Source organism: Anaerovibrio lipolyticus DSM 3074, assembly GCF_900141865.1.
In the GTDB taxonomy this organism is placed as follows: domain Bacteria; phylum Bacillota; class Negativicutes; order Selenomonadales; family Selenomonadaceae; genus Anaerovibrio; species Anaerovibrio lipolyticus.
This window is the reverse complement of record NZ_FQYW01000021.1, coordinates 1-21984: the sequence shown is the minus strand read 5'-3', so window position 1 is coordinate 21984 and position 21984 is coordinate 1. Positions and strand designations below refer to the sequence as shown.

Below are 21984 nucleotides of genomic sequence, written 5' to 3'. Positions count from 1 at the left end.
CAATTATATCTTAAAGGAGGAAAAAAACAAGATGGGTAAGTTCAAGAAAGTTTTGGCATTAGTAGCATCTCTCTGCATGATGATGATGCTGATTGCCGGCTGCGGTGCAGACAAGAAAGCTGCTGATGGAGGGGATAAGGCTGCTCTTAAGGGAGGCGGCTCCAATATTATTTATATCATCACTCCATCTCATTCCAATCCATTCTTCAAGACTGAGGCTGATGCAGCAGCTGCCAAGGCAAAGGCTCTTGGTTATGAAGTAAAGATGGTATCTCATGATGACGACGCAACTAAGCAGTCTGAGCTGTTCGAGAATGCAATTTCCGATAAGGCTGCAGCAATCATCTGCGACAACGCAGGTGCTGATGCAACTGTAGCTGCTGTAAAGAAGGCTCGTGAGGCTGGTATCCCTACTTTCCTGATTGACCGCGAGATCAATGCTAGCGGTGTTGCAATCTCCCAGATTGTAGCAAACAACTATCAGGGTGCAAAGGCTATTGCTGAAGCATTCGTTGAGAAGATGGGTGAGAAGGGCGAATATGCTGAGTTACTCGGTAAGGAGTCCGATACTAACGCAGGTGTTCGTTCCAAGGCATTCCATGAAGTTATTGACCAGTATAAAGACATGAAGATGGTTGCTCAGCAGACTGCAAACTGGGAGCAGACTGAAGGCTTCCAGAAGACTGAGACCATTCTCCAGTCCAACCCTAACATTAAGGGTATCATCTGCGGTAACGACACCATGGCTGTTGGTGCTGTAGCTGCTGTTAAGAACGCAGGTCTCCAGGGCAAGATCGCTATCATCGGCGTTGACGGTTCTGACGAGGCTGCTGCTGCAATCAAGGCTGGCGATATGACCGGTACTGCACTGCAGCAGGCTGCAAAGATTGCTGAAATGGCAGTTGAGCAGGCTGATAAGTATCTGAAGACTGGTTCCACTGGCCTCGATGAGAAGCAGCTTGTAGACTGCATTGCTATCACTGCAAAGAATGTTGACAAGCTCAAGGCTTTCGTATACAAAGAGTAATTCTTAAGGTATAAAGAGCAAAGGTGAGGGTGGACAATAGGCGGTTCACCCTCTTTCCTTAGAAAATTGGAAAACGAGGAGTACACAATTATGAAGAAGAGAATTAGTTTAATTTTAATGATCTGTCTGGTAATGGTATTTTCTCTTACTGGCTGCGTAAAGGTTGTGCAGATCGGTCATGAGGATGAAGTTACCGGCAACAAGGCATTTAACGCTGCTGAGTCTGTTGAGGCTATTTGGGAGTCCCAGGCTGTTCCAGAGTTGAAGGAAAAGGCAGTAGAGCTGCCAAAGCTTCTTACTGAGGCAAATGGCACTTTGAAGTCCGTAGCAAGCAAGTACGGCAAATATTCCATGGGTGATTCCGGTGAGCTGAGCTTTGTTGTAAAGGGCAAGGGACAGGTTACTGAAGTAAACACCGAAAAGAAAGCTGGTTATATGACTGTTCAGTTGGATGGATACAACGGTCCTATGGTGGTTAAAATCCAGATCGGCAGTGTATTCAAGGGCGCAGCTATCCGTGACAGCCTCAGCTTTATTAAATATGAAGATTACACCAATCAGGTAGATTGGGCTAAGATATCCCAGAGCATCCATGATGTTGTGGCAAAGGATGTAATTGCCCCTGCAAAGGTTACTGAGCTTAAGGGCAAGAACATCGAATTCACTGGTGCATTCACTGTTGATAAGCCAGATGAAATTCTCGTTACCCCAGCAGAATTAATTGTTAAGTAAAGGAGGCAACTGCAAATGGCAGTCAATATAACAAATGGGCCTGATGTTTGCCTTCACGCTGAAAAAATCAGCAAGATTTATCCTGGTACCAAAGCCTTGGATGAGGTTTCCTTCAATGTGTACAAGGGCAAGGTAAATGTACTTATTGGCGAGAATGGTGCTGGTAAATCCACCCTTATGAAAATCATAGCCGGAATTGAGCAAGAGTCTGAAGGCGAGCTGTTCATGGGTGAGGAGAAGGTTCATTTTGATGATGTAACTGAGGCCAGAGAGCATGGTATCGGCATTATTCATCAGGAGCTGAATCTGTTCCCTAACCTTGCGGTATATCAGAATATTTTCATGGCCAAGGAGCGCAAAAAGGGCACTGTTGGTCTGGATAATGAATATCACATTAAGGAAACAAAACGGATAATGGAAAAGCTCCAGCATCCGCTTGATCCTCATACTATCGTAGGTGACCTGCGTGTAGGTCAGCAGCAGATGATCGAGATTGCCCGTAATCTGATCCAGGATGATCTGAAGATTTTGATTATGGACGAGCCTACCTCCTCTCTTAGTGAGCAGGAGGTACAGGTACTTTTCAAGATTATGCGTGAGCTGACAGCCGAAGGTATTTCCATCGTTTATATCTCCCATCGTCTGGAAGAAATCATGCAGATCGGTGACTATGTAACCGTTCTCCGTGATGGTAAGCTGGTAGACAGCGCAGCCGTTGAGGATATTGATATTTCCTGGATCGTACAGAAGATGGTTGGTAAAGGCAAGAGCTACCCTAAGCGTGCTGGCAATATTGATTGGTCCGCCAGAGAAACAGTTCTGGAGGTTAAGGATTTGTCACTGCCTAAGAAGGGCGGCGGCTGGCTCCTTGATAAGGTCAGCTTCCAGCTTAAGAAGGGCGAAATCCTTGGTATTTACGGACTTATGGGTGCCGGCCGTACTGAGATATTTGAGTGCATTATGGGCCTTCGTCCAGAGCACACCGGTGAGGTTATCCTTAACGGTGAAACCTTGAATATCAAGAGTATCACCGAGCAGATTGACCGCGGCTTTGCTCTTATCCCAGAGGACAGACAGCGTGAAGGTCTGGTTCAGACCATGGATATTGGTAAGAATCTGTCCTTGTCCAGCTTGAAAAATTATGCCAAGGGCATTTTCCTCAAGAGTAAAGAGGAAGAGGCCAACATTGACGAGATTATCGATGAAATCCACATTAAGGTTGCTGATAAGCGCCTGCCAATCCTTTCCCTGTCTGGTGGTAACCAGCAGAAGGTAGTTATTGGTAAGGGTATCATGACTAATCCAAAGATTCTTCTTCTGGATGAGCCATCCCGTGGTATCGATATCGGTGCCAAGACCGATGTATTTGAAATAATGAATCATTTCGCTGATGCAGGTCTTTCACTGCTGGTTGTTTCCTCTGAGCTGGAGGAGATCAAATCCATTGCAGACCGCATCATTGTCCTCTCCAACGGTATCAAGACTGCAGAGCTTGCAGGAGATGAAATCACTGAGGACAGACTGGTTATGGCTTCCTATGAGGGGCATAACTCTGGGAAGAAGAATTAAAGAAGGGTGGATAACTTAAAATGTTTAAAGATAAAACATCATTGATGATGACCCTCCTGAAGGGCCGTACCTTGATTGTATTGGTGCTCCTGCTGATTTTCTTCAGCGTTGCAAATGATAATTTCCTGTCTACTAATACCTTGCTGCTGCTTGCAAAGCACGTAGCGCTTTATGGTATTCTGGCTATCGGCATGACCTATGTAATTATTACGGGCGGTATCGATTTGTCGGTGGGTGCCGTGGTTGGTCTGGCCGGCATGATTGCCGGCGGTATGATTCAGAATGGTGTAACTCTCCAGTTCGCCGGAGTAACCCTTTACTTCAGCGTTCCTATGGTAGTTATTCTCACCATCATCGTTGGTGCCTTTATTGGTTGGCTCAACGGTATCATCATTACCAAGTTTGGCGTAGCTCCATTTATCGCAACTCTGGGTACAATGTACATGGCCCGTGGTTGGGCAATGCTTCATTCCAACGGTGCAACTTATTCCAGCTTGGCTGGTAATGAGGCTCTGGGAAATACTGGCTTCAGCTTCTTCGGCAGCCGTATTGCTGAGATTCCTGTTGGTGCTTTGATTTTGGTGGTAATTGCCATTATCGCCCATATCCTTTTGAAGAAGACCGTATTTGGCTGGCACATCTTTGCCATCGGTGGTAACGAGAAGGCTGCAAAGCTTTCTGGTGTAAAGGTTGATAAGGTTAAAATTTTGGTATACATTTTCTCCGCAGTATGCGCCGCTATCGTAGGTCTTATTACTGCATCCCAGCTGGAGGCAGCACATCCTGCCACTGGTGAGACGTGGGAAATGAACGCCATCGCTGCGGCTGTACTTGGTGGTACTTCCATGGCCGGTGGTATTGGTACTATTGGCGGAACCATCGTCGGTGCTTTCGTTATCGGTGTTATTTCCGATGGTATGGTTATGTGCGGTGTATCCGAGTTCTGGCAGATGATTATCAAGGGCCTTGTTATTATTTTGGCCGTAATCATTGACCAGTTCCAGCGCAACATGGAGGCTAAGATGGCTCTCCAGGCCCGCAACGAGTCCAAGGACTAATTTGACAGCAGAAAGCTACGAGGCGATTATTATGAAAAAGACTGGTATTTTAAATGCTGACCTTTCCTATCTTGTTGCAGGCTTAGGTCATAAGGATTTGGTTATGATTGGTGATGCCGGAATGCCTATTCCAGAGGGCGTTACCATTGTAGATATGGCACTGGTTCCTGGTATTCCAACCTTTAAGCAGACCCTTGATGCTCTGCTTACTGAGATGGAAGTAGAATACTATTTTCTTGCTGACGAAATGGATGACAAAAATCCTCAGCTTAAGGCTTATGTGGGAGAGAAGCTTCCTGGCATTGAGCATGAATCCATGCCTCACGATGCTTTAAAGGATTTTTCCGCACAGGTGAAGTTTGCCATTCGTACTGGTGAGTTTAGTCCATATGCCAATGTTATTTTGAGGGCTGGAGTAGTATTTTAAAGGGGACCGCTATGAAGGTAAATATAAAGAAAATCAGTGAATTATCTGGGTTTTCTGTAGCAACGGTTTCCAACGCCCTTAGTAACAAGCGGGGAGTAAATAAGGATACGGCTGAGAAAATCATTAAAATAGCCCGGGAAAACGGCTATATCAAGGATGAAAAAATCAAGCGTATCAAAATGGTTACTTACCGTGACAGTGGAGAGGTTTTTAACGAATCACCATTTTTTTCCACCCTGCTGGACAGCATTGAGGCTGAAAGCAGGCGCTCGGGCTACGATGTTTCTATTGTCAATCTTTACCGACATCATAGCGATTTTGAGGACAATGTCCGTGAACTTTTAAATGACACAGCATCGGCGGTATTGCTGGTGGGCACCGAAATGAGCGAGGAGGATGCCCGTATCTTCCAGGATGCTAGCATACCACTGGTAATGGTGGATAATTATTTTGAATCCCTGAAATTTGATACTGTTCTCATGGATAATGAGGATTCTGTAGCAAAGGCAGTAAAGTATCTTTTGGAGAATGGTCACACAAAGATTGGCTATCTCCAGGGGGATACCCGGATTAGAAACTTCGTTGCCAGAGGTCGAAGCTTTAATCGGACATTGTGGGAAAATGGTTTTACTGTGGACAAGAATCTGGTGTTCAACGTAAAACCCAATGTGGTGGGAGCCTTTGAGGGGCTAAACCGTTACATTGCAGAAGGCAGAGAAATGCCAACCGCTTTTTTTGCCGATAATGATATGATTGCTTTGGGGGCCATGCAGGCATTACAGAAAAATGGGTTTTCCATCCCCGAAGACGTATCAATAATCGGCTTCGATGATATTACATTGGGAGAGGCCTTCTCTCCTGGACTGACTACCATAAGTGTGGATATTAAGGCCATGGGACGCCTTGCTGTTCGCCGCTTGGTGGAGCAGATCCAAAACCGCGACGAGGCCCATTCCTGTACCAGGCTATATAATAATTTGGTTATCAGGGGCAGCGTGGGTAAATTGAAAAAATAAGGTGATTATATGAAGATTGCAGTTATTGGTTCAACTAATATGGATGTTGTATCCTACACTGATAAAATTCCCGAGGCTGGCGAAACCAGGGAAGCCACTGGCTTTCATACTGCTTGCGGCGGCAAGGGGGCCAATCAGGCTGTGGCTGCCGGCAAATTAGGTGCTGATGTTATGATGGTTACCGCCATTGGCGATGATCTCTTCGGTGAAAAGTCCATGGACAACTTCCTGGAGAATAACATCAATACTGATTATGTGTGGACTGCCACTGGTGTGGCCAATGGTGTAGCCACTATTTTGGTGGATGAGTCTTCCCAGAACCGTATCCTCATTCATAAGGGGGCAAATGCCTGCCTTACTCCTGAGGTTATTGAGGATGCTGAGGATGCCTTGAAGGAATGTGGACTCATTGTACTGCAGCTGGAGGTTCCACTGGAAACTGTTTATGCTGCCATTGATATGGGCAAGAAGCATAATGTGCCGGTTCTCTTAAATCCGGCTCCTGCCAGCAAGGAGCTGTCCATTGAGAAGGCTTGCCTGTGCGATTTCTTCGTACCAAACGAGACTGAGCTTTCCATTCTTACCGGTATGCCAACAAATTCCCTTGAGGAGATTAAGGCTGCTGCCCAGACTTTGGTGGACAAGGGCTTGAAGAATGTAATTGTTACTATGGGTTCCAAGGGCTCTATGTGGCTTACCAAGGATGACTATCTGGTAGTTCCTGCGGTAAAGGTGGATGCTGTTGACACCACTGGTGCCGGGGATTCCTTTATTGGCTGCTTCGTGGAGAACTACTCCCGTACTCAGAATATCCCAGAAGCAATGAAAGAGGCTTCCCAGTACGCTTCCTTAAGCGTAACTCGTAAGGGTACCCAGGATTCCTATCTCACCAGAGAAGAATTCGATAAGCTGAAGAAATAACATAATATACGCAGACTCCCGGATGGTTGTAAATCATCTGGGAGTTTTTTAAATTTTATATGCAGCTGAAGCAGGCTTGGACTTTTGAAGTGAGAAAAACTCAGTGATAATAAATGTAGATAAATTATCGAAAAGAACTAAAAAACTTGGAAAATATAATATTTTTTTTATAATATTAGGAAGGGCTTTTATATAAAAAAAGACTGTAGACACTTAATAGCGTTCACAGTCCTTTATTAATGTTTTTGCCAATTTATTCAAAATGGATTACAAAGTTTTTTTCGTAATTATATGATTCATTGGATTATGACCGCCAGCGGCTGCTAATTCATCCAGCTCTTCCCAAGATAGTTCCCTCTTTTGCTTGCGCATTTCATGGAGATGGGCCTTGAGACTGGTCTTAACATTGCTGAGGTGTGAAAAATCCGTATTCAATAATTCATCTTGGATACTCATAATATTCACTCCCATCTTTTTAGTAGTTCTTATTTTACCATAACATACGGCTTATTAGCAGGAGTATTACAAAAAAAATAAAAATTGTGGGGATTTACAATGAAAATTTACTTCTACTTAGGGGTAGGCATTATTATTACGTTGATTGTGACATTATTTGGCTATAGTGCTTATTTAAATAGCCGCGGTGAAAACCAGATTGCTGAGCGTATGTCAAACCACCATTTGCCACTGACTGGTGTTAAAGTTCAGGAACGAAGTTTAATGCCTGTTGTTGAATTGGATTTGGTGAATCTGTACTCAAAGAATATGACAGATGTGGTGGCTTTGGAAAATGGCCGGGTCATACAGCTATTTGTTGAAAAAAATAGTCATGTTGATAGGGGAAATCCCATCATAAAGCTGCTTGATGAGGATATACCACTTAAAATACGACAGACTGACAGTGATATTTTTGAAGCAGAAGCCCAGCTTGTAAAGGCGAGAAATACCTATAACCGTTATAGTCAATTACTTGAAAACAATGCCATTTCCCTTGAGAGATTCGACGAGGCGGAGGCTGCATACAAGGCCGCTCAGGCACGACTGGCCAATTTTGAGGCCCAACGGGAGCAGCTTTTGATAAGACAGTCACGGGAAATCATAAATTCTCCTATTGAAGGAGAAGTATTAAGTCTTTATCAGACGGTGGGGGCCTATGTTAAGGCTGGTACCCCTGTAGCTCTGGTGGGTGATTTCTCAAATCTTAATTTTACATCTACACTGAAGGATATTTATACCCAGCGTCTCTATGTGGGAAGGGAATTTGATCTGACCATAAGCGAAGGGGAGGGTATTCAAAAATCTTATGGAGCTAATTTTTCCTCGGGAAATTTAGGCGATGACCAGATTTTCCGTGCAAAGGTTGAAAAAATTACCCCTGATTTAAGTGAACCTGCCTCAATGCGACAGGTGGTATGGAGTATAGATAACAGGGTGGGTTTACTGGAGCCGGGAGCATACAGCAAATTGCGTCTCCATTCAAATTTGCTACATAAATGTCTGGCTGTACCAGTGGATGCCTTTATAAATGAAAATAAAACCCAAGTGGCTGTTATGGTTGATGGCCGTTTGGCTATACGGAACGTTGAAACTGGTATAACTGACGGAAAATATATTGAAGTAAAATCGGGACTTCAGGCTGGAGATATAGTTATTACTTCAGATACAGAGGGGATAGAGGAAGGAACACAGATTGATATTGTATTGGAGGATAACTAATCATGGCAGATGGTAGCAAATTATTTAGCCGGGCGGCTTTAGATAAGCTCCGTTCCCCGGACAGACTGGACACCCTTTTGCCCATAACCACCCCCATTGGATGGATGGGATTGTTGGCTGTGGGCTTATTGCTGTTGTCCATTGTAATATGGTCGATTTTTGGTTCTCTTACTGTCAGAGCTGATGGTATGGGTATGATTCTTGATTATGGCGGCGTTGCCAATGTTACCCATGTAGCCGGGGGCAAAGTGTCCAATGTTTATGTGCGGGAAGGTTCCCAGATTAAGAAGGGGGATTTGATTGCCCGTTTGGAGCAGTCAGATCAGTCTGCAGATACCAATATTGCAAAATTTGAATCAGAGTTGGCCAGCAATATGCGTGATACGTCCAGTCAGGTATATCAATATCGGGCTAAGCTTTACAAACAGCAAATGGCTCGGGATGTGACCAGTGATTATGACGGTATAGTAGATGAAGTTATGGTTCGCAAGGGAAGTATTATTGGCAGCGGCAGTCCTATCTGTACTGTTCGGCTTACCCAAAAAAATGCTGATTTAATGGGAGTGCTCTATGTTCCAGTGGACAAGGGCAAACGTATAGAAACCGGCCAGACTATTCAGATAGTACCAAGTGGCGTTGATGCACAGGAATCTGGCAGTTTGGTAGGCGTAGTGCGTACTGTATCCAGTTATCCTGTATCTTTAAAGTCCGTTGAACAGCAGGTTGGCAATCCGGAATTATCTCAGCGTCTTATGACCAGTGGTCAGGGGGCAGTAATGGAGGTGCGCTTTATATTGGTAAGGGATGAAAATTCCCCATCAGGGTATTTGTGGACCTCTGTGGTGGGACCTCACAAACCAGTTTCTGCAGGTAGTTTTTGCACAGGTTCTATTATTATTGAGCGTCGTCCTCCTATTGAAAAAGTATTTTATAAAATCAGCCAATGGCTGCGGAACAGGTGAGTCATATGGCTTTTGAATTCTTAAATAAACTTCATATTGGACAGGGAAATCGGGTAAAGGTTCCTACCATATTGCAGATGGAGGCCACCGAGTGTGGGGCTGCATGCTTGGCCATGGTATTGGCTCATTATGGTTTATGGATTCCCCTTGAAAAGCTGCGTGCGGAATGTGGCGTAAATCGTGATGGCAGTAAGGCCAGCAATATGTTACGGGCGGCAAAGAGACGTAATTGCGAGGTTCACGGTTATAGTTGGGACGCGGAAAACATACGGGAAGAGCCGGAGTATCCCCTGATTATTCATTGGGAATTTAATCATTTTGTGGTTCTGGAGGGAATCATTAATGACAGGGTATATTTGAATGACCCTGCCCTGGGGCGCCGTACTGTAGATTGGGAGGAATTTCTTTACTCGTATACAGGTGTTGCCCTTACCGTTAGACCAGGTCCGGATTTTAAGCCAGAGGGCCATAGATACAATGTATTTAAGGCTGTGGGGGAAAAGCTGTGGCAGGATAAATGGGGAATGTGCTTCCTCATTTTGCTGGGACTATTTATGATTATTCCGGGCCTGGCATCTCCAGTTTTCAGTCAGATATTTTTGGATGAGATTTTAACTAACAAACACCCTGATTGGATGCCTAATTTGTGCTTGGCCATGACCATATCCTTTGTGGTGTCGGCGGTATTGACATGGCTTCGCTCCGTGCTTTTGACTCGTTGGCAGCGGAAATTGACCTTGGCAGATTCATCCAGCTTTTTCTGGCATTTATTGAGATTGCCTATGCAGTTCTTTCATCAGCGATATGCTGCGGAGGTGGCAGGGCGCATCAGTATGAATGAGTCTGTGGCAGGTGTTTTGTCCGGCAGTGCAGCTACTGCTGTATTGGATGGATTTGTAGCCCTGTTCTTTTTGCTGTTGCTATTGCAATACAACTTTACTCTTACTCTTATTGGTATTGCCTTTCTGATGATGAATATTGGTGTCCTTCTGTTGACACGGCGCCACTTAACGGATTTGAGTATGCGTATACAGCAGGATGCGGGCAAGGAGTATGGTGTAAGTATAAATGGCCTCACCATGATTGACAGTATCAAGGCCAATGGCAATGAGGGCGATTTCTTCATGAAATGGGCCGGATACAGGGCAAAGGTGCTGACCGGTATGCAGGAGACCCAAATCTGGATGCTGTCTGTGACTATGCTGCCAACTCTGTTATCCGGGCTGAATGGTGCTCTTATAATGACCTTTGGTGGCTTTTCCATTATGGATGGAGCCATGACGGCAGGTATGTTTGTGGCCTTCCAGCATTTAATGACGAATTTCCAGGCTCCTGTCAATAATCTGACGAGCCTTTTTACCAGCCTTCAGACTACTGAAATGCAGATGCAGCGACTTAATGATGTGCGGTGCTATGGCGTTGATACTCTAAACTATCCGGAGGAAGCATCAGATAATGTTCCTCAAAAGCGGTTGTCCGGTGAACTGACCATGGAGCATGTATCCTTTGGTTATAGCCCGTTGGAGCCTCCTTTGTTACAGGATTTTAACCTTCATTTAAAGCCGGGGCACTGGGTGGCTATAGTAGGCTCCTCCGGCAGTGGTAAATCTACGGTGGCCAAGATTATTACGGGACTGTATGAAGAATGGGATGGGAAAGTGCTGTTTGATGGCAAGCCTCGTCGCCAGATTCCTCGTAGTGTAATAACCTCATCTCTGGCTGCTGTGGATCAGGACATTTTTCAGATAACCGGGACAGTGTCCCAGAATATATCTCTGTTTGATGATTCTCTGCGGCAGATCGACATTATTCATGGAGCTATGGATGCCTGCATTCATGATGATATTCTCCAGTTGGATGGAGGCTATGACGCCAAGGTGGCAGAGAGTGGACTGAATTTCAGCGGTGGACAGCGTCAGCGTTTGGAAATAGCCCGTGCATTGGCAGTTAATCCATCTTTGATTATATTAGATGAAGCCACCAGCGCTCTGGACCCAGTTGTTGAGGAGCAGGTGCTTACCAATATCCGGCATCGGGGCTGTGCCTGTGTAATTATTGCCCATCGTCTTTCCACCATTAGGGATGCAGATGAAATTATTGTTTTGGAAAATGGTAAAGTGGTGGAGCGGGGACGGCATCGTGACATGATGAAGCATGATGGTCCTTATAGTAGGCTGATTGAAGAACGAGACAGTAAATAGTATTTTTAGTGAGTTGTGATGGTATGGAACTACAAGCGGGAAAACGCTGGCGATTGAAAAATGCAGATGAATACTTGCTGGTGCAGCAGGGCATGATAGAAGTCTATGCCGTTACTGCAAGGCAGGAATCCTATCGCCAGGAATACCTTTTTTCATTAAAGGTGGGACAGGCAGTATTTCCAGCATTTGATGAATTTGGTGAAATAGATATACTCATATATGCTCTGGAGGACTGTCAGCTTCAAGTAGAGAAATTAGCTAACTCTTCCAAGGAAAATTTGTACCCTCAAATGCAGGAATGGTTTAAGCAGCTTTCCTGTATTAGATGGGTAAAAAGCCTGGCTGATTTAGGCGATAACAGTCTGGATCAGAATGGCATGATGCTGGATGAGGATATTGCTTCTTGCAGCGATTTATTAAAATGTTTTGAAGAAAAGCAGCGAATTTTTTCAATGCTTCAAGGTATTCGCTTCTTGTCTGCTGACAAGCGGCTGGAGCGGCGACAGGCTATTATTAACCAACAAAAAAAGAGGTTGGTTGATGATGCTATTGATAACCTGTTGGGGGAAGAAGAAATATTTTATGAGGAACGGAATACAGAGCAGCGCACCAAAAATTTGGAGGAAGCCACCTTTATAATTCATTTGGTGCAAAAATCCCTGCGTATGGGACAGTCTGATATAAGTATTCCAAGTGAAAGAGTGAAGAAGCTGGATAGTATCGGTCTTATTCGCCGGGTGGCCCAAAAGGCCAATATTCAGTTACGCCTCATAAAGCTGGAGAGAGACTGGTATGCCAAGGATTGTGGCACCATGATTGGATATTATGGTGAACAAAAGGAAATGGCGGCTATACTACCCCAGGCACCTGGCACTTACAGACTGATTACCAGATCTATGCCGGAGGGGATTGAACTAACTGCAGAAGAAGCAAATAAGCTGGATATGGATGCATTTTTGTGCTATGCCGGTTTTCCAAGGCGCAAGCTGCGTCTTAGGGATTTGTTTAGGTTTATGTTCCGTCAGTGCTGGCGTGTAGACTATCGGATCATCGTTATGGTGAGCTTTTTCGCTGGCATTGTTCCATTGATAACTCCTGTTATAACGGAAACAGTTTTCCAAAATATTATCCCCATAATGGACAGAGAGGGACTGGTATCCGTTACCCAGGTCCTTATGGTAAGCAGCTTTACCTTGGCGGCACTGAGTATGATTCGGGCTGTATCAGTAATACGCATTGGTTCACGGCTGGATATGTCCGTGGAGGCTGCCTTGTGGGGACGGCTTTTGGATATGCCGGAGAAATTTTTCCGCAGATTTACCACTGGTGAGCTGGCCAGTCGTATGCGAGGCTTTGAATCCATCAAGGAAGTTCTCAGCGGAACTTTTGTGGCCACAGTTTTCAATACATTGTTCTCCTTTTGGAGCCTTTTGTTAATGTGCTGGTACAGCATGAAGCTAACGGCTGTGGCTGTTGTGATTTGGCTCATTTGGTGCGTTATTACTGTGGCGATTTACTGGCGTGTATTGAGCTATCAGCGTAAGCTGATTTCTGCCACAAATGCTGAGGCTGGACTGGTTCAGCAGATATTTGCAGGATTGAGCAAATTCCGCGTTCATGGAGCAGAGGAACAGGCCTATAACCTTTGGAGCAAAGTTTTTGGTGAGACTTGGCGTTGGAATCTAGCTTTAAGATGGCAGAACAATTATAATAGTATCATAGGTGCAGCCCAGCCTTTTATCCTTACCATGGTCTTGTATTATTTCGCAGTTTATGGACTTCAGGATTCATCCCATGCTGCTGTAGATACTGAGAAAGTGATCATTGGCATTGGGTATGCCCAGTTTTTGGCCTTTGAGGCTGCCTTTACGGCGTTTAATGCCACATTAAATTCTGTGATTCCACTAATAGGAACATTTTTCTCCATACAGCCTCATATAGAAAATTTGCGGCCTATATTGGAGGAAGTTCCGGAAAATACCACTGACAAGGTGGAGGCTGATCCATTATCAGGGGCTATCGATGTAAGCCATTTATCCTTTGCCTACGGGGAGGATAAGAATGATGTACTCCACGATATAAGCTTCCAGATTGCAGCAGGTGAAAATGTGGCCATTGTGGGCCATTCCGGCTGTGGAAAATCAACATTGGTCCGTTTGCTGCTTGGCTTTGAGAAGCCTAGAAGCGGTGCCATATATTATGATGGTCAGTCCTTGGCAGAGTTGTCACTGACTTCTGTTCGTTCCCAAATGGGTGTGGTATTGCAAAATGGTCAGCTTATGTCCGGAGATATTTTCACGAATATTGTGGGGCAAGCAGCCCTTACTCAGGATGATGCCTGGGCAGCTGCGGAAGCGGCGGGTATAGCCGATGATATTCGTGCTATGCCTATGGGGATGCAGACAGTGATCAGTGAAGGCTCCGATAATATTTCCGGAGGACAGCGCCAACGAATTATGATTGCCAGAGCTTTGGCGGCCAAGCCTGCCATATTAATATTTGATGAAGCCACCAGTGCTTTGGACAACCGCACTCAGGCCATTGTTACGGACAGTCTGAATAAACTGAAAACCACACGGCTGGTAATTGCTCATCGCCTGTCCACCATTAAAGAGTGTGACCGAATTCTGGTAATGGATAAGGGCTCTTTGGTGGAAAGTGGCACTTATGAGGAATTGGTAGCCAAAAATGGAATTTTTGCTCAGCTGGTAAGACGGCAAGTGGCGTAGGAGAAAGATAGTATGGAAGAAAAGGATTGGAATATAATAGCCCAGGAAGCTCTGCATGATGATGGGGCTTTTGATGAGCTATATGAACATTTTTTTCCCCGGATATATAATTTAATATATGCTCGGGTAAAGAATGTTGCCACTGCCGATGATATTGTCAGTGATGTTTTTGAAAAGATGGTAACTCATTTGGATACCTTTGACAGCACCAAGGCTTCCTTTGCCACTTGGTTGAGTCGCATTGCCACCCGTACCTTGACGGATTATTACCGTTGGCAGAGCCATCGGCAAAATGTGGAGTGGGATGATGTATTCTCCCCAAAGGTGGATGACAAGGAACATCCAGATGGACAGCTATTGGAGCAGGAAGGAAAAAAAGAGCTGTTGCTGGCCCTTGGAAAGCTTTCTGAAAGGGAGCAGCAAATTATTGAGTTAAAATTTTGGGGAGACATGAATAATAAGGAAATAGCTGAAACTATTGGAATATCTTCGGCTAATGTAGGTGTCATTCTTTTTAGGGCAATGGGCACCCTGCGACAGATTTTGGGGCGTGAATAATTGTCACGAATTTTACGATATTATAGAAAACTGTAATAGATACAATGCTCAATCGTATATATAAATGTAGTAGGGGTTGTATGGAAAGGTAATTTCCATAGTTAATTTGTCGTTTATTTTTTATATATATAGGGAGGAAAAAACATGAGGGTATTAAATGTATTAAAGGTTTTCTTGGTAGCTGTAGTTATGGCAGTTGGTATTCAGGGGACAGCCTTTGCCGGGAGTCAGGATTTTACTCTGATAAATGGCACTGGTAGGGTTATAACCTACATTTATTTGAGTCCAACTCATGAAAACGAATGGATTTATCAGGATGAGCTGGGACCTAACAGCGTTCTCTATCCAGGTCAGGACATCTTTATTGGCTTCAGCCCAAGAGACGGTGTACAGTATTGGGATGTAAAGGTAGTGTATGACAACAATGCTGAGGACTACTGGATTGGTTTAGACCTCTTTAGGGTATACTCATTAACCATTCGCCCTGGCGGAGCTTCCAGTATTGAAATGATATAATATGGTTTGATTGTTATTGACCCACACCTCCGACTAATTTATAATTGAACTATAAATTAGTCGGAGGTGTTTGTTTTGTCCTATATAAAACGCCATATTGAGCAAAGTCTTTTAAAAGCAAATAAATCATTCAAGGCTTTATTAGTTACAGGCTCACGACAGGTCGGAAAATCAACTCTACTAAAGGAAGTTTTTCCAGACCAAAATTACATAACTTTTGATAATCCATTGCTTTTATCTCAAGCTCAGAATGAGCCGGGGATGTTTTTTCTTAATCATCGTTGTCCTATTACTTTGGATGAAGTGCAATATATACAGGAGCTATTTCCTTATATCAAAATAGAATGTGACAAAAGCAATGAAAAGGGATTATTTGCCTTGACTGGCTCTCAGTCGTTCCAACTGATGAAGCATGTATCAGAATCATTAGCTGGACGGATTGCCATTTTCGAGCTTTCTGGACTATCTCTCCGGGAAATAGATGGAATAGATTTTAATCAACCTTTTATACCTAATAAGGAATATATTTCTAGTCGCAGCCATTCACGGAAAAGTCATTCCAATATATGGCAGCTAATACACAGAGGGAGTTATCCTGCTCTTTATGAAAATGATGTGGATTGGCAGATGTTCTATTCTTCTTATGTACAAACTTATCTTAGCCGTGATGTCAATGATTTAACTAAAATTAAGGATCACATGAAATTTATGAGGTTTTTGACTGCCATGGCAGCACGTACTGGTCAAATGCTTAATTACAGCAAGGTTGCTGAACAAGCTGATATCACTGCTGCTACTGCCAAAGAATGGACATCAATTCTCGAAGCATCTGGACTTATATACATATTGCAACCATTCTCTAATTCTGCTTTGAGAAGAGCTATTAAAACACCTAAGCTCTATTTCCGTGACACAGGACTGGTATGCTTCCTCACCAAATATCAAAGTCCGGAAACAGCCATGAATGGAGCTATGGCAGGAGAACTGTTTGAAACCTTCGTGGTATCGGAAATCCTAAAATCATTTACTAATAGCGGTCTGGACTATCGGATGCAAGTTACCTATTATCGTGGTAAAGACAAATCAGCCAGCCGTGAATCCGAAATTGATCTGTTGATTGAGGATGGGGATGTTATATATCCTATAGAGATAAAAATGTCTGCAAACCCAAAACTAAGTATGACCAACATCTTTGATGTTATTGATAAAATAAAAGGTCGCCAACGCGGCTTGGGAACAATCCTCTGTATGTATGAACAGCCCTTATGGCTAAATGAACGAACCATAGCTTTGCCTATTGATTACATATAATTATTCATAGGCGTTTTATGGATCTTGATGAATAAACAGCCACCATCCTAGCGGGGGGCTGTTTTTTTATCCTCAGTACCTTTATGTGCAAAATTTTGGACATCAAAATTTGATATATTATTTTCAAGGAACGATAATTAGTACAAGAAATGAAGTTTTGATGTGGCATCAAATGACGACTCAGAATAATAAAAGTAGGTGATAATATGTATGGCAGCAAGAAAAAAGTGAATATGTGTATCCTCAATATATTGCGGGAATATACGGATAAAGATCATGCCCTGACTCAAAAAGGAATAATTGAAAAATTGGAACGGGATTATAGCATTACTTGTGACCGGCGCACTGTTAAGTCATATATTGATGATTTAATTGATATGGGCTGGGAAATTGACTATAAAAAAGGTTACAAGCTTGTAAAAAGGGAATTTGATGATGCGGAATTGCGCATTTTGATTGACAGTATACTCTTTTCCAAAATAATACCCACCAAAAGGGCAAAGAGGCTGATTAACAAGTTTAAGGACTTTGGCAGCAATTATTTTAAGAAAAAGATTAAGCATATATGCAATTTGCCGAAGCTTAACCATACCATAAATGAACAGGTAATGGAGTCATTGGATGTGATACTTGATGCTATAGCCACGGAAAAGAAAATTCAGTGTGTCTATAATGAAGTGGGGACTGATTTTAAATTACACCCTAAAAATGATGGTAATCCATATACCATAAATCCCTACCAGATGGTGGAAAATAACGGGAAATTTTATCTTGTGGGAAACATGGATCAATTTAATTATGTGATACATTTACGCATAGACAAAATGACCGATGTTAAACTTTTGGATGAAAGACGCAAGGATTCAAAGGAGCTGGAGGAATTTGACGCCAATGGCTTTTATTTGCCCCAGTACATGGCGGAGCATATATCAATGTTCAGCGGGAAAAGTGATTGGGTTGAAATTAAGACAAGTACTAAAATGATGACAACTTTGGTGGACTGGTTTGGGAAAGAATTCACCATAGAACAGAAGGATAAGGACTATGTTGTAATCAGGGTTAAATGCAATCTAAAGGCCGTGAAGTACTGGGCAATCCAATACGGTCCCAAGGTGGAGCTGCTGAAACCTGAGAAGTTGCGTAAGGAAATAAAAATAGAAATAGACAGAATGTGGAGGAAGTATAAGGATTAGCATTATCTGAAACAGCTGAAGTTAAAAAGCATAAGATTTGAGGAAATCTCTGGTGGTTAAAAACATCACCAGAGATTTTTTATTATGTACAAAATTGTGCACATCGATTTTGTTATGCTTTATTCAATCCTAAAAGAATCTGTTTTATGTTTGGGAGGAGGGCATTATGGATTTAAAAGATTTCCATGTTCAGGTAAAAAAGGTGCGCCTGCGGCTTTTAAAGAATGCTCCTTATTTTGGCATGGCTTTAATAAAGCTGGCTAGAGTAAGAGAGTCATCAATACAGGACACTGCCTGGACAGATGGCAGGAGCATAGTTTTTTCAGAAGAGTTTATTAAAGAAATAACCCCGGAGCAATGTAATTTTGTTTTGCTCCATGAGCTGTATCATATTATTCTTCTTCATGTCTTTAGATTAAAGGACAGGGATCCGTTTTTCTGGAATTTGGCTGCGGATTTAAAGGTAAACAGAATTTTGGAAATAGATTCGGATTATTACGAGAAAATTGGTATACCACTGGATTTAAAGAAGGAATTTGGAATATTTGAACTGCCTGATATCTATAATGTTGAGGATTTCTCAGTGGAAGAAATATATTCCCTGTTGGAAAATAACCCCAATATATCAAAATTCTTAAGGGATGATAAAGACGCTTATTATCAGGATATTAAAAAGTTTAAAGGAACATTGAAGGAATGGCAGATAAAAGAAGGACTGCGGGGGCTGGAGTCATATAAAGGTCACTCTCCTATTGGTCAGTATATGTTTGAAGAGGTATCAGCCTTGTTATCCACCAAAGTACCCTGGTACAAGCTGGTTAAAAGATTTCTGTCTTCTGCAATATCAGATGATACATCCTTTGCATCTCCCCTGCGGACCACTCTTTACAGAAAAATGATCCTTCCTGGGGAATATTTGGAAGAATGCAGGCTGGCGGATGTGGTAGTGGCAGTTGATACATCGGGTTCAATATCTAAGGCGGATTTGGCAGATTTCTTTGGTCATATCAATAAAATGATAAAGGATTTTGAGATGACAGGAGTGATTATACAATGGTCACATGAAGTATATCCACCAATACCTATAAAAGAGTATAAGAACATAAAAATATCAGGCAGAGGTGGGACCTCACCGGACAGGGCTCAGTACTATATAAGAAATAATTACAGCAATGCTAAATTAGTTATTTATCTCACAGATGGGGATTTTGAAAAGATAAAGGCTGAGAAAAATTCAATTTGGGTAATAACCCCTAATGGAACTACTGAAAATATTATCAACGGAATCGTTTCTCAAATGAAAAGGATTTAAAGGTTTGTATATGTGAATAGTGTTGCTGACGGAGGAGGAATTTGTTATGGATTTAAATATTCATGATTTTGCTGAGGTAATCAACTTCAATATAGATAATGGGATAAAGCGTTCTATTTTGGGCCTTGGTCCTTCTGGTATTGGTAAGTCAGCCATTGCCTATGATATAGCGCAGTCAAGAAATATGGGATTTATTGATTTAAGACTTCTTCTTTTTACGGAAACGGAGCTGAAGGGTATACCATTTCCTTCTGAGGATAATTTGCATACTATGTGGCTGCATAATGACATTCTTCCAAGGGAAGATAGGGATGGGGAAAGGGGAATTCTCTTGATTGAGGAAATTACCTCTGCTTCAAAGAGAGTGCAGGCCGCGGCTTATCAGCTGATCCATGACAGAAAGCTGGGCTCATATACCCTGCCTGAGGGCTGGTATATTGTGGCTTTGGGAAACAGGCTGGATGACAACGGTGTTTATACTGAAATGCCGGCCCCTTTGGCCAACAGATTTGAAATTCATAATATTTCCTATGATCTGGACCAGTGGAAAAAGGATTTTGCATATCCAAATAAGATTAATGAGGCCGTAATAGCCTATCTTAATTTCAAGCCTGTGGCGTTTCATAATTTTGACCCCGAGGGTGAATCATTGCGATTTGCTTCCCCAAGAACCTGGGAGGCGGTTTCGGATATTATGAATACTGGAAAGTTGGATATAGGTAGCAAACTTCTAAGGGCCAAGATTGAAGCAAATATCGGGGAGATGGAGGCGGTGCCTTTTTTGGCATTTCTGAAGGAACGGGAAGCTGTGGATGTTGTTGATCAGATAATGGACGGGACCTACAAGGAGGTTCCGGAAAGGGATGATATAAAATATATCCTTATTTCATCATTGGTCTACAAACTTACAGAGGCAGGCTTACCAAAAGATAAATTTGTCAATGTAATCAATTATATGCTGTTAATGGATGCGGAATTTACAGCCTTGGCTATAGAAGATTTGAAGGCAGCAAATTCACCAACAGAGATTAACAGACTTCTGCTTATGGAGGTGGATTCTCCGGAACTGGAGCTATTTATAAGCAATAATAAGTCTCTCCTTGAATAATAAAGTGTTATAGGACAGTAAATATTGAGCAACCTGGTAATAAGTCAACAGGTTTTCTCAAAAGGTTTTGAAGCAAAATCTTAAATTATCGTGCACTTAACAAGCCTCCGCGATTTTCCTAAAAAATCCGAAGGTGAAATCGTAAATGTTAAGCTTGGCCTACTCTGTTTCCGGAGTAGAGTTGGTTTTTGGCCAGCAATCCAAAAATCAACTTTATGGCTTTACGAGCTGTGAGAGCGAGTGCACGTTTGTGCTGATGGGTTTTAACCTCAGCGTATTTCTTGGAGTAATATTCACTGTACTCAGGACAGTGAAGCCTTATATGACTGGTGGCCTCAAGCAGATAGTATCTAAGATAAGAGTTACCAGCCTTGCTCATGGAAGTGTCATCGGCCTTGAACTGGCCTGACTGGTTTTCACGCCAAACCAGACCAGCATATTTGGCCAATGATTCCTGAGATTTAAATACCGATATATCCCCGATTTCGGCCATGATTCCGGCAGCCATTACCGGTCCTAAACCAGGTATTGACTGCAATGAAAGGAAAGCATTTGGATTGAGTCCTTTAATGGTTGTTTCGATCGCTTGGTTAACCTTTTTGATTTCAGCATAATATGTTGAGATCATGGTAAACGAAGAGGCAATAGCGACTGTTATCGGCTCATACAAACACTTATCCAGTCTGTAGGAATTTCTTGCAGCAGCCTGCAAGAGTTTGGCTGTTTTCTGAGGATCTGGGAATCTATTGCGGCCCTTTTCACAGATGAATTCAACAAGCTTTTCCATAGGCATGTCAACAATCTCCTCAGTGGAGAGAAATTCGGTAAGTACCGCAGATGCCGTAGCTCCAAATTCATTGGAAAATGGCTGCTCCTCAGCATCCAGCGTGTTAAATTCGCTGAATTTGAGGAAGATGTTAGAGAGCATATAGGTCTTCTCCCTTGTAAGGGCTTTGACCAGATGTAGGCGGTGGCGTGTAAGACGCTGTAAAGCGAGATATTGACACCCACGCCATGGTTTGGTAGTAATCCTGCCAACCCGGGCATAGTCAGCAATAACGAAAGCATCAATGCAGTCGTTCTTGCTGAGCCCGATGTAAGATTTTTTATAGTTGGCAATGGATTTGGGATTTAAACAGTACACTTCGGTATGGTATGGCATAAGCATAGGGCTGGTGGACAGATAATTGGCAATATGTACACCATAAAATGATGTGGATTCCAAACCAATTACCAGTCTTTTTAGACTAGATTCAGTATTAAGAAATTCTAAAATATGCTTAGCCATTTCTTCGGCACCAGGTTCATTGTTGGGCACAGCGAAAGTCGCAATTGGTTTGGTGGATTCAAAGTCCATGACAGCCACAACATTTTCCCTTGAACTGATGTCGATACCGACAAAAAAGAGTAGAAAGAAGATCCGCCTTCTTCAAAGTAAACACCACCTTTCCGGCTAATGATGGAAGATGGGTAAAGGATTATCCTGATCTTAATCGCTGACTGCACCCTCGCTAATAAGCAGTCACCTATGAGAGGAATACTTGCTGGTAGTGCTCTCGCCTAGGGCTGCAACACCTGTGTAAGCAGTATTTGACGATTAAGGCAGGCATCAAGCTCTTCAAGCAGTC

19 protein-coding genes are annotated in these 21984 nt (G+C 43.0%); 17 read left to right on the top strand and 2 right to left on the bottom strand.

Translation table 11 applies throughout. The features are described 5' to 3' along the window. Positions 1-31 precede the first annotated feature (31 nt). From B6K08_RS11295 to rbsK, 7 genes are all read left to right on the top strand, one after another. Positions 32-1027, top strand: a complete 996-nt coding sequence (locus B6K08_RS11295) for a D-ribose ABC transporter substrate-binding protein (protein ID WP_039205586.1) — start codon at positions 32-34, stop codon at positions 1025-1027. A gap of 90 nt (positions 1028-1117) precedes the next feature. Next, the gene (locus B6K08_RS11290) at positions 1118-1759 is read left to right on the top strand and encodes a DUF2291 domain-containing protein (protein ID WP_039205585.1); all 642 of its coding nucleotides are present in this window, start codon (positions 1118-1120) and stop codon (positions 1757-1759) included. A 15-nt stretch (positions 1760-1774) separates the two neighbouring features. Further along, positions 1775-3328, top strand: coding sequence for a sugar ABC transporter ATP-binding protein (locus B6K08_RS11285; protein WP_039205584.1), 1554 nt, complete (start codon positions 1775-1777; stop codon positions 3326-3328). 20 nt (positions 3329-3348) lie between these two features. Beyond that, positions 3349-4386, top strand: coding sequence for an ABC transporter permease (locus B6K08_RS11280; protein WP_039205582.1), 1038 nt, complete (start codon positions 3349-3351; stop codon positions 4384-4386). A 31-nt stretch (positions 4387-4417) separates the two neighbouring features. Then, complete coding sequence (rbsD, locus tag B6K08_RS11275) at positions 4418-4813, top strand: D-ribose pyranase (protein ID WP_039205580.1); 396 nt, start codon at positions 4418-4420, stop codon at positions 4811-4813. Positions 4814-4824: 11 nt separating this feature from the next. Continuing rightward, entirely contained in the window at positions 4825-5829 is a 1005-nt protein-coding gene (locus B6K08_RS11270) for a substrate-binding domain-containing protein (protein WP_039205578.1), read from the top strand. A gap of 9 nt (positions 5830-5838) precedes the next feature. Continuing rightward, the gene (gene rbsK / locus B6K08_RS11265; protein ID WP_080326175.1) at positions 5839-6750 is read left to right on the top strand and encodes a ribokinase; all 912 of its coding nucleotides are present in this window, start codon (positions 5839-5841) and stop codon (positions 6748-6750) included. A 267-nt stretch (positions 6751-7017) separates the two neighbouring features. Here rbsK and B6K08_RS11260 read toward each other — a convergent pair whose 3' ends face one another. Further along, positions 7018-7206, bottom strand: coding sequence for a hypothetical protein (locus B6K08_RS11260; RefSeq protein WP_039205575.1), 189 nt, complete (start codon positions 7204-7206; stop codon positions 7018-7020). A gap of 99 nt (positions 7207-7305) precedes the next feature. Between B6K08_RS11260 and B6K08_RS11255 the strand changes: the two genes are divergently transcribed. From B6K08_RS11255 to B6K08_RS11210, 10 genes are all read left to right on the top strand, one after another. Next, positions 7306-8466, top strand: coding sequence for an efflux RND transporter periplasmic adaptor subunit (locus B6K08_RS11255; protein WP_080326174.1), 1161 nt, complete (start codon positions 7306-7308; stop codon positions 8464-8466). A 2-nt stretch (positions 8467-8468) separates the two neighbouring features. Continuing rightward, positions 8469-9428, top strand: coding sequence for a biotin/lipoyl-binding protein (locus B6K08_RS11250; protein ID WP_080326173.1), 960 nt, complete (start codon positions 8469-8471; stop codon positions 9426-9428). Between the two features lie 5 nt (positions 9429-9433). Further along, positions 9434-11629, top strand: coding sequence for an NHLP family bacteriocin export ABC transporter peptidase/permease/ATPase subunit (locus B6K08_RS11245; RefSeq protein WP_080326172.1), 2196 nt, complete (start codon positions 9434-9436; stop codon positions 11627-11629). A 23-nt stretch (positions 11630-11652) separates the two neighbouring features. Then, positions 11653-14358 (top strand): NHLP bacteriocin export ABC transporter permease/ATPase subunit, encoded by a 2706-nt coding sequence (locus B6K08_RS11240; protein WP_080326171.1) that lies wholly within the window; start codon positions 11653-11655, stop codon positions 14356-14358. Positions 14359-14370: 12 nt separating this feature from the next. After that, complete coding sequence (locus B6K08_RS11235; protein WP_080326170.1) at positions 14371-14916, top strand: RNA polymerase sigma factor; 546 nt, start codon at positions 14371-14373, stop codon at positions 14914-14916. 144 nt (positions 14917-15060) lie between these two features. Further along, positions 15061-15432 carry a hypothetical protein gene (locus tag B6K08_RS11230; protein ID WP_080326169.1) on the top strand — a complete coding sequence of 124 codons (372 nt, stop codon included), beginning with the start codon at positions 15061-15063 and terminating at the stop codon, positions 15430-15432. 75 nt (positions 15433-15507) lie between these two features. Further along, a complete protein-coding gene (locus B6K08_RS11225; RefSeq protein ID WP_080326168.1) occupies positions 15508-16743 on the top strand; it encodes an ATP-binding protein in 1236 nt (411 codons plus the stop codon). A 233-nt stretch (positions 16744-16976) separates the two neighbouring features. After that, entirely contained in the window at positions 16977-17936 is a 960-nt protein-coding gene (locus B6K08_RS11220; protein ID WP_234985357.1) for a helix-turn-helix transcriptional regulator, read from the top strand. A gap of 166 nt (positions 17937-18102) precedes the next feature. Next, positions 18103-19248: a vWA domain-containing protein gene (locus B6K08_RS11215; RefSeq protein ID WP_080326166.1), complete on the top strand. Its 1146-nt coding sequence runs from the start codon at positions 18103-18105 to the stop codon at positions 19246-19248. Positions 19249-19294: 46 nt separating this feature from the next. Continuing rightward, positions 19295-20356 (top strand): P-loop NTPase family protein, encoded by a 1062-nt coding sequence (locus B6K08_RS11210; protein WP_080326165.1) that lies wholly within the window; start codon positions 19295-19297, stop codon positions 20354-20356. A 148-nt stretch (positions 20357-20504) separates the two neighbouring features. On the opposite strand, the gene B6K08_RS11205 is transcribed toward B6K08_RS11210, so the two are convergent. After that, positions 20505-21713 carry an IS110 family RNA-guided transposase gene (locus B6K08_RS11205; RefSeq protein ID WP_234985356.1) on the bottom strand — a complete coding sequence of 403 codons (1209 nt, stop codon included), beginning with the start codon at positions 21711-21713 and terminating at the stop codon, positions 20505-20507. Positions 21714-21984: the final 271 nt, after the last annotated feature.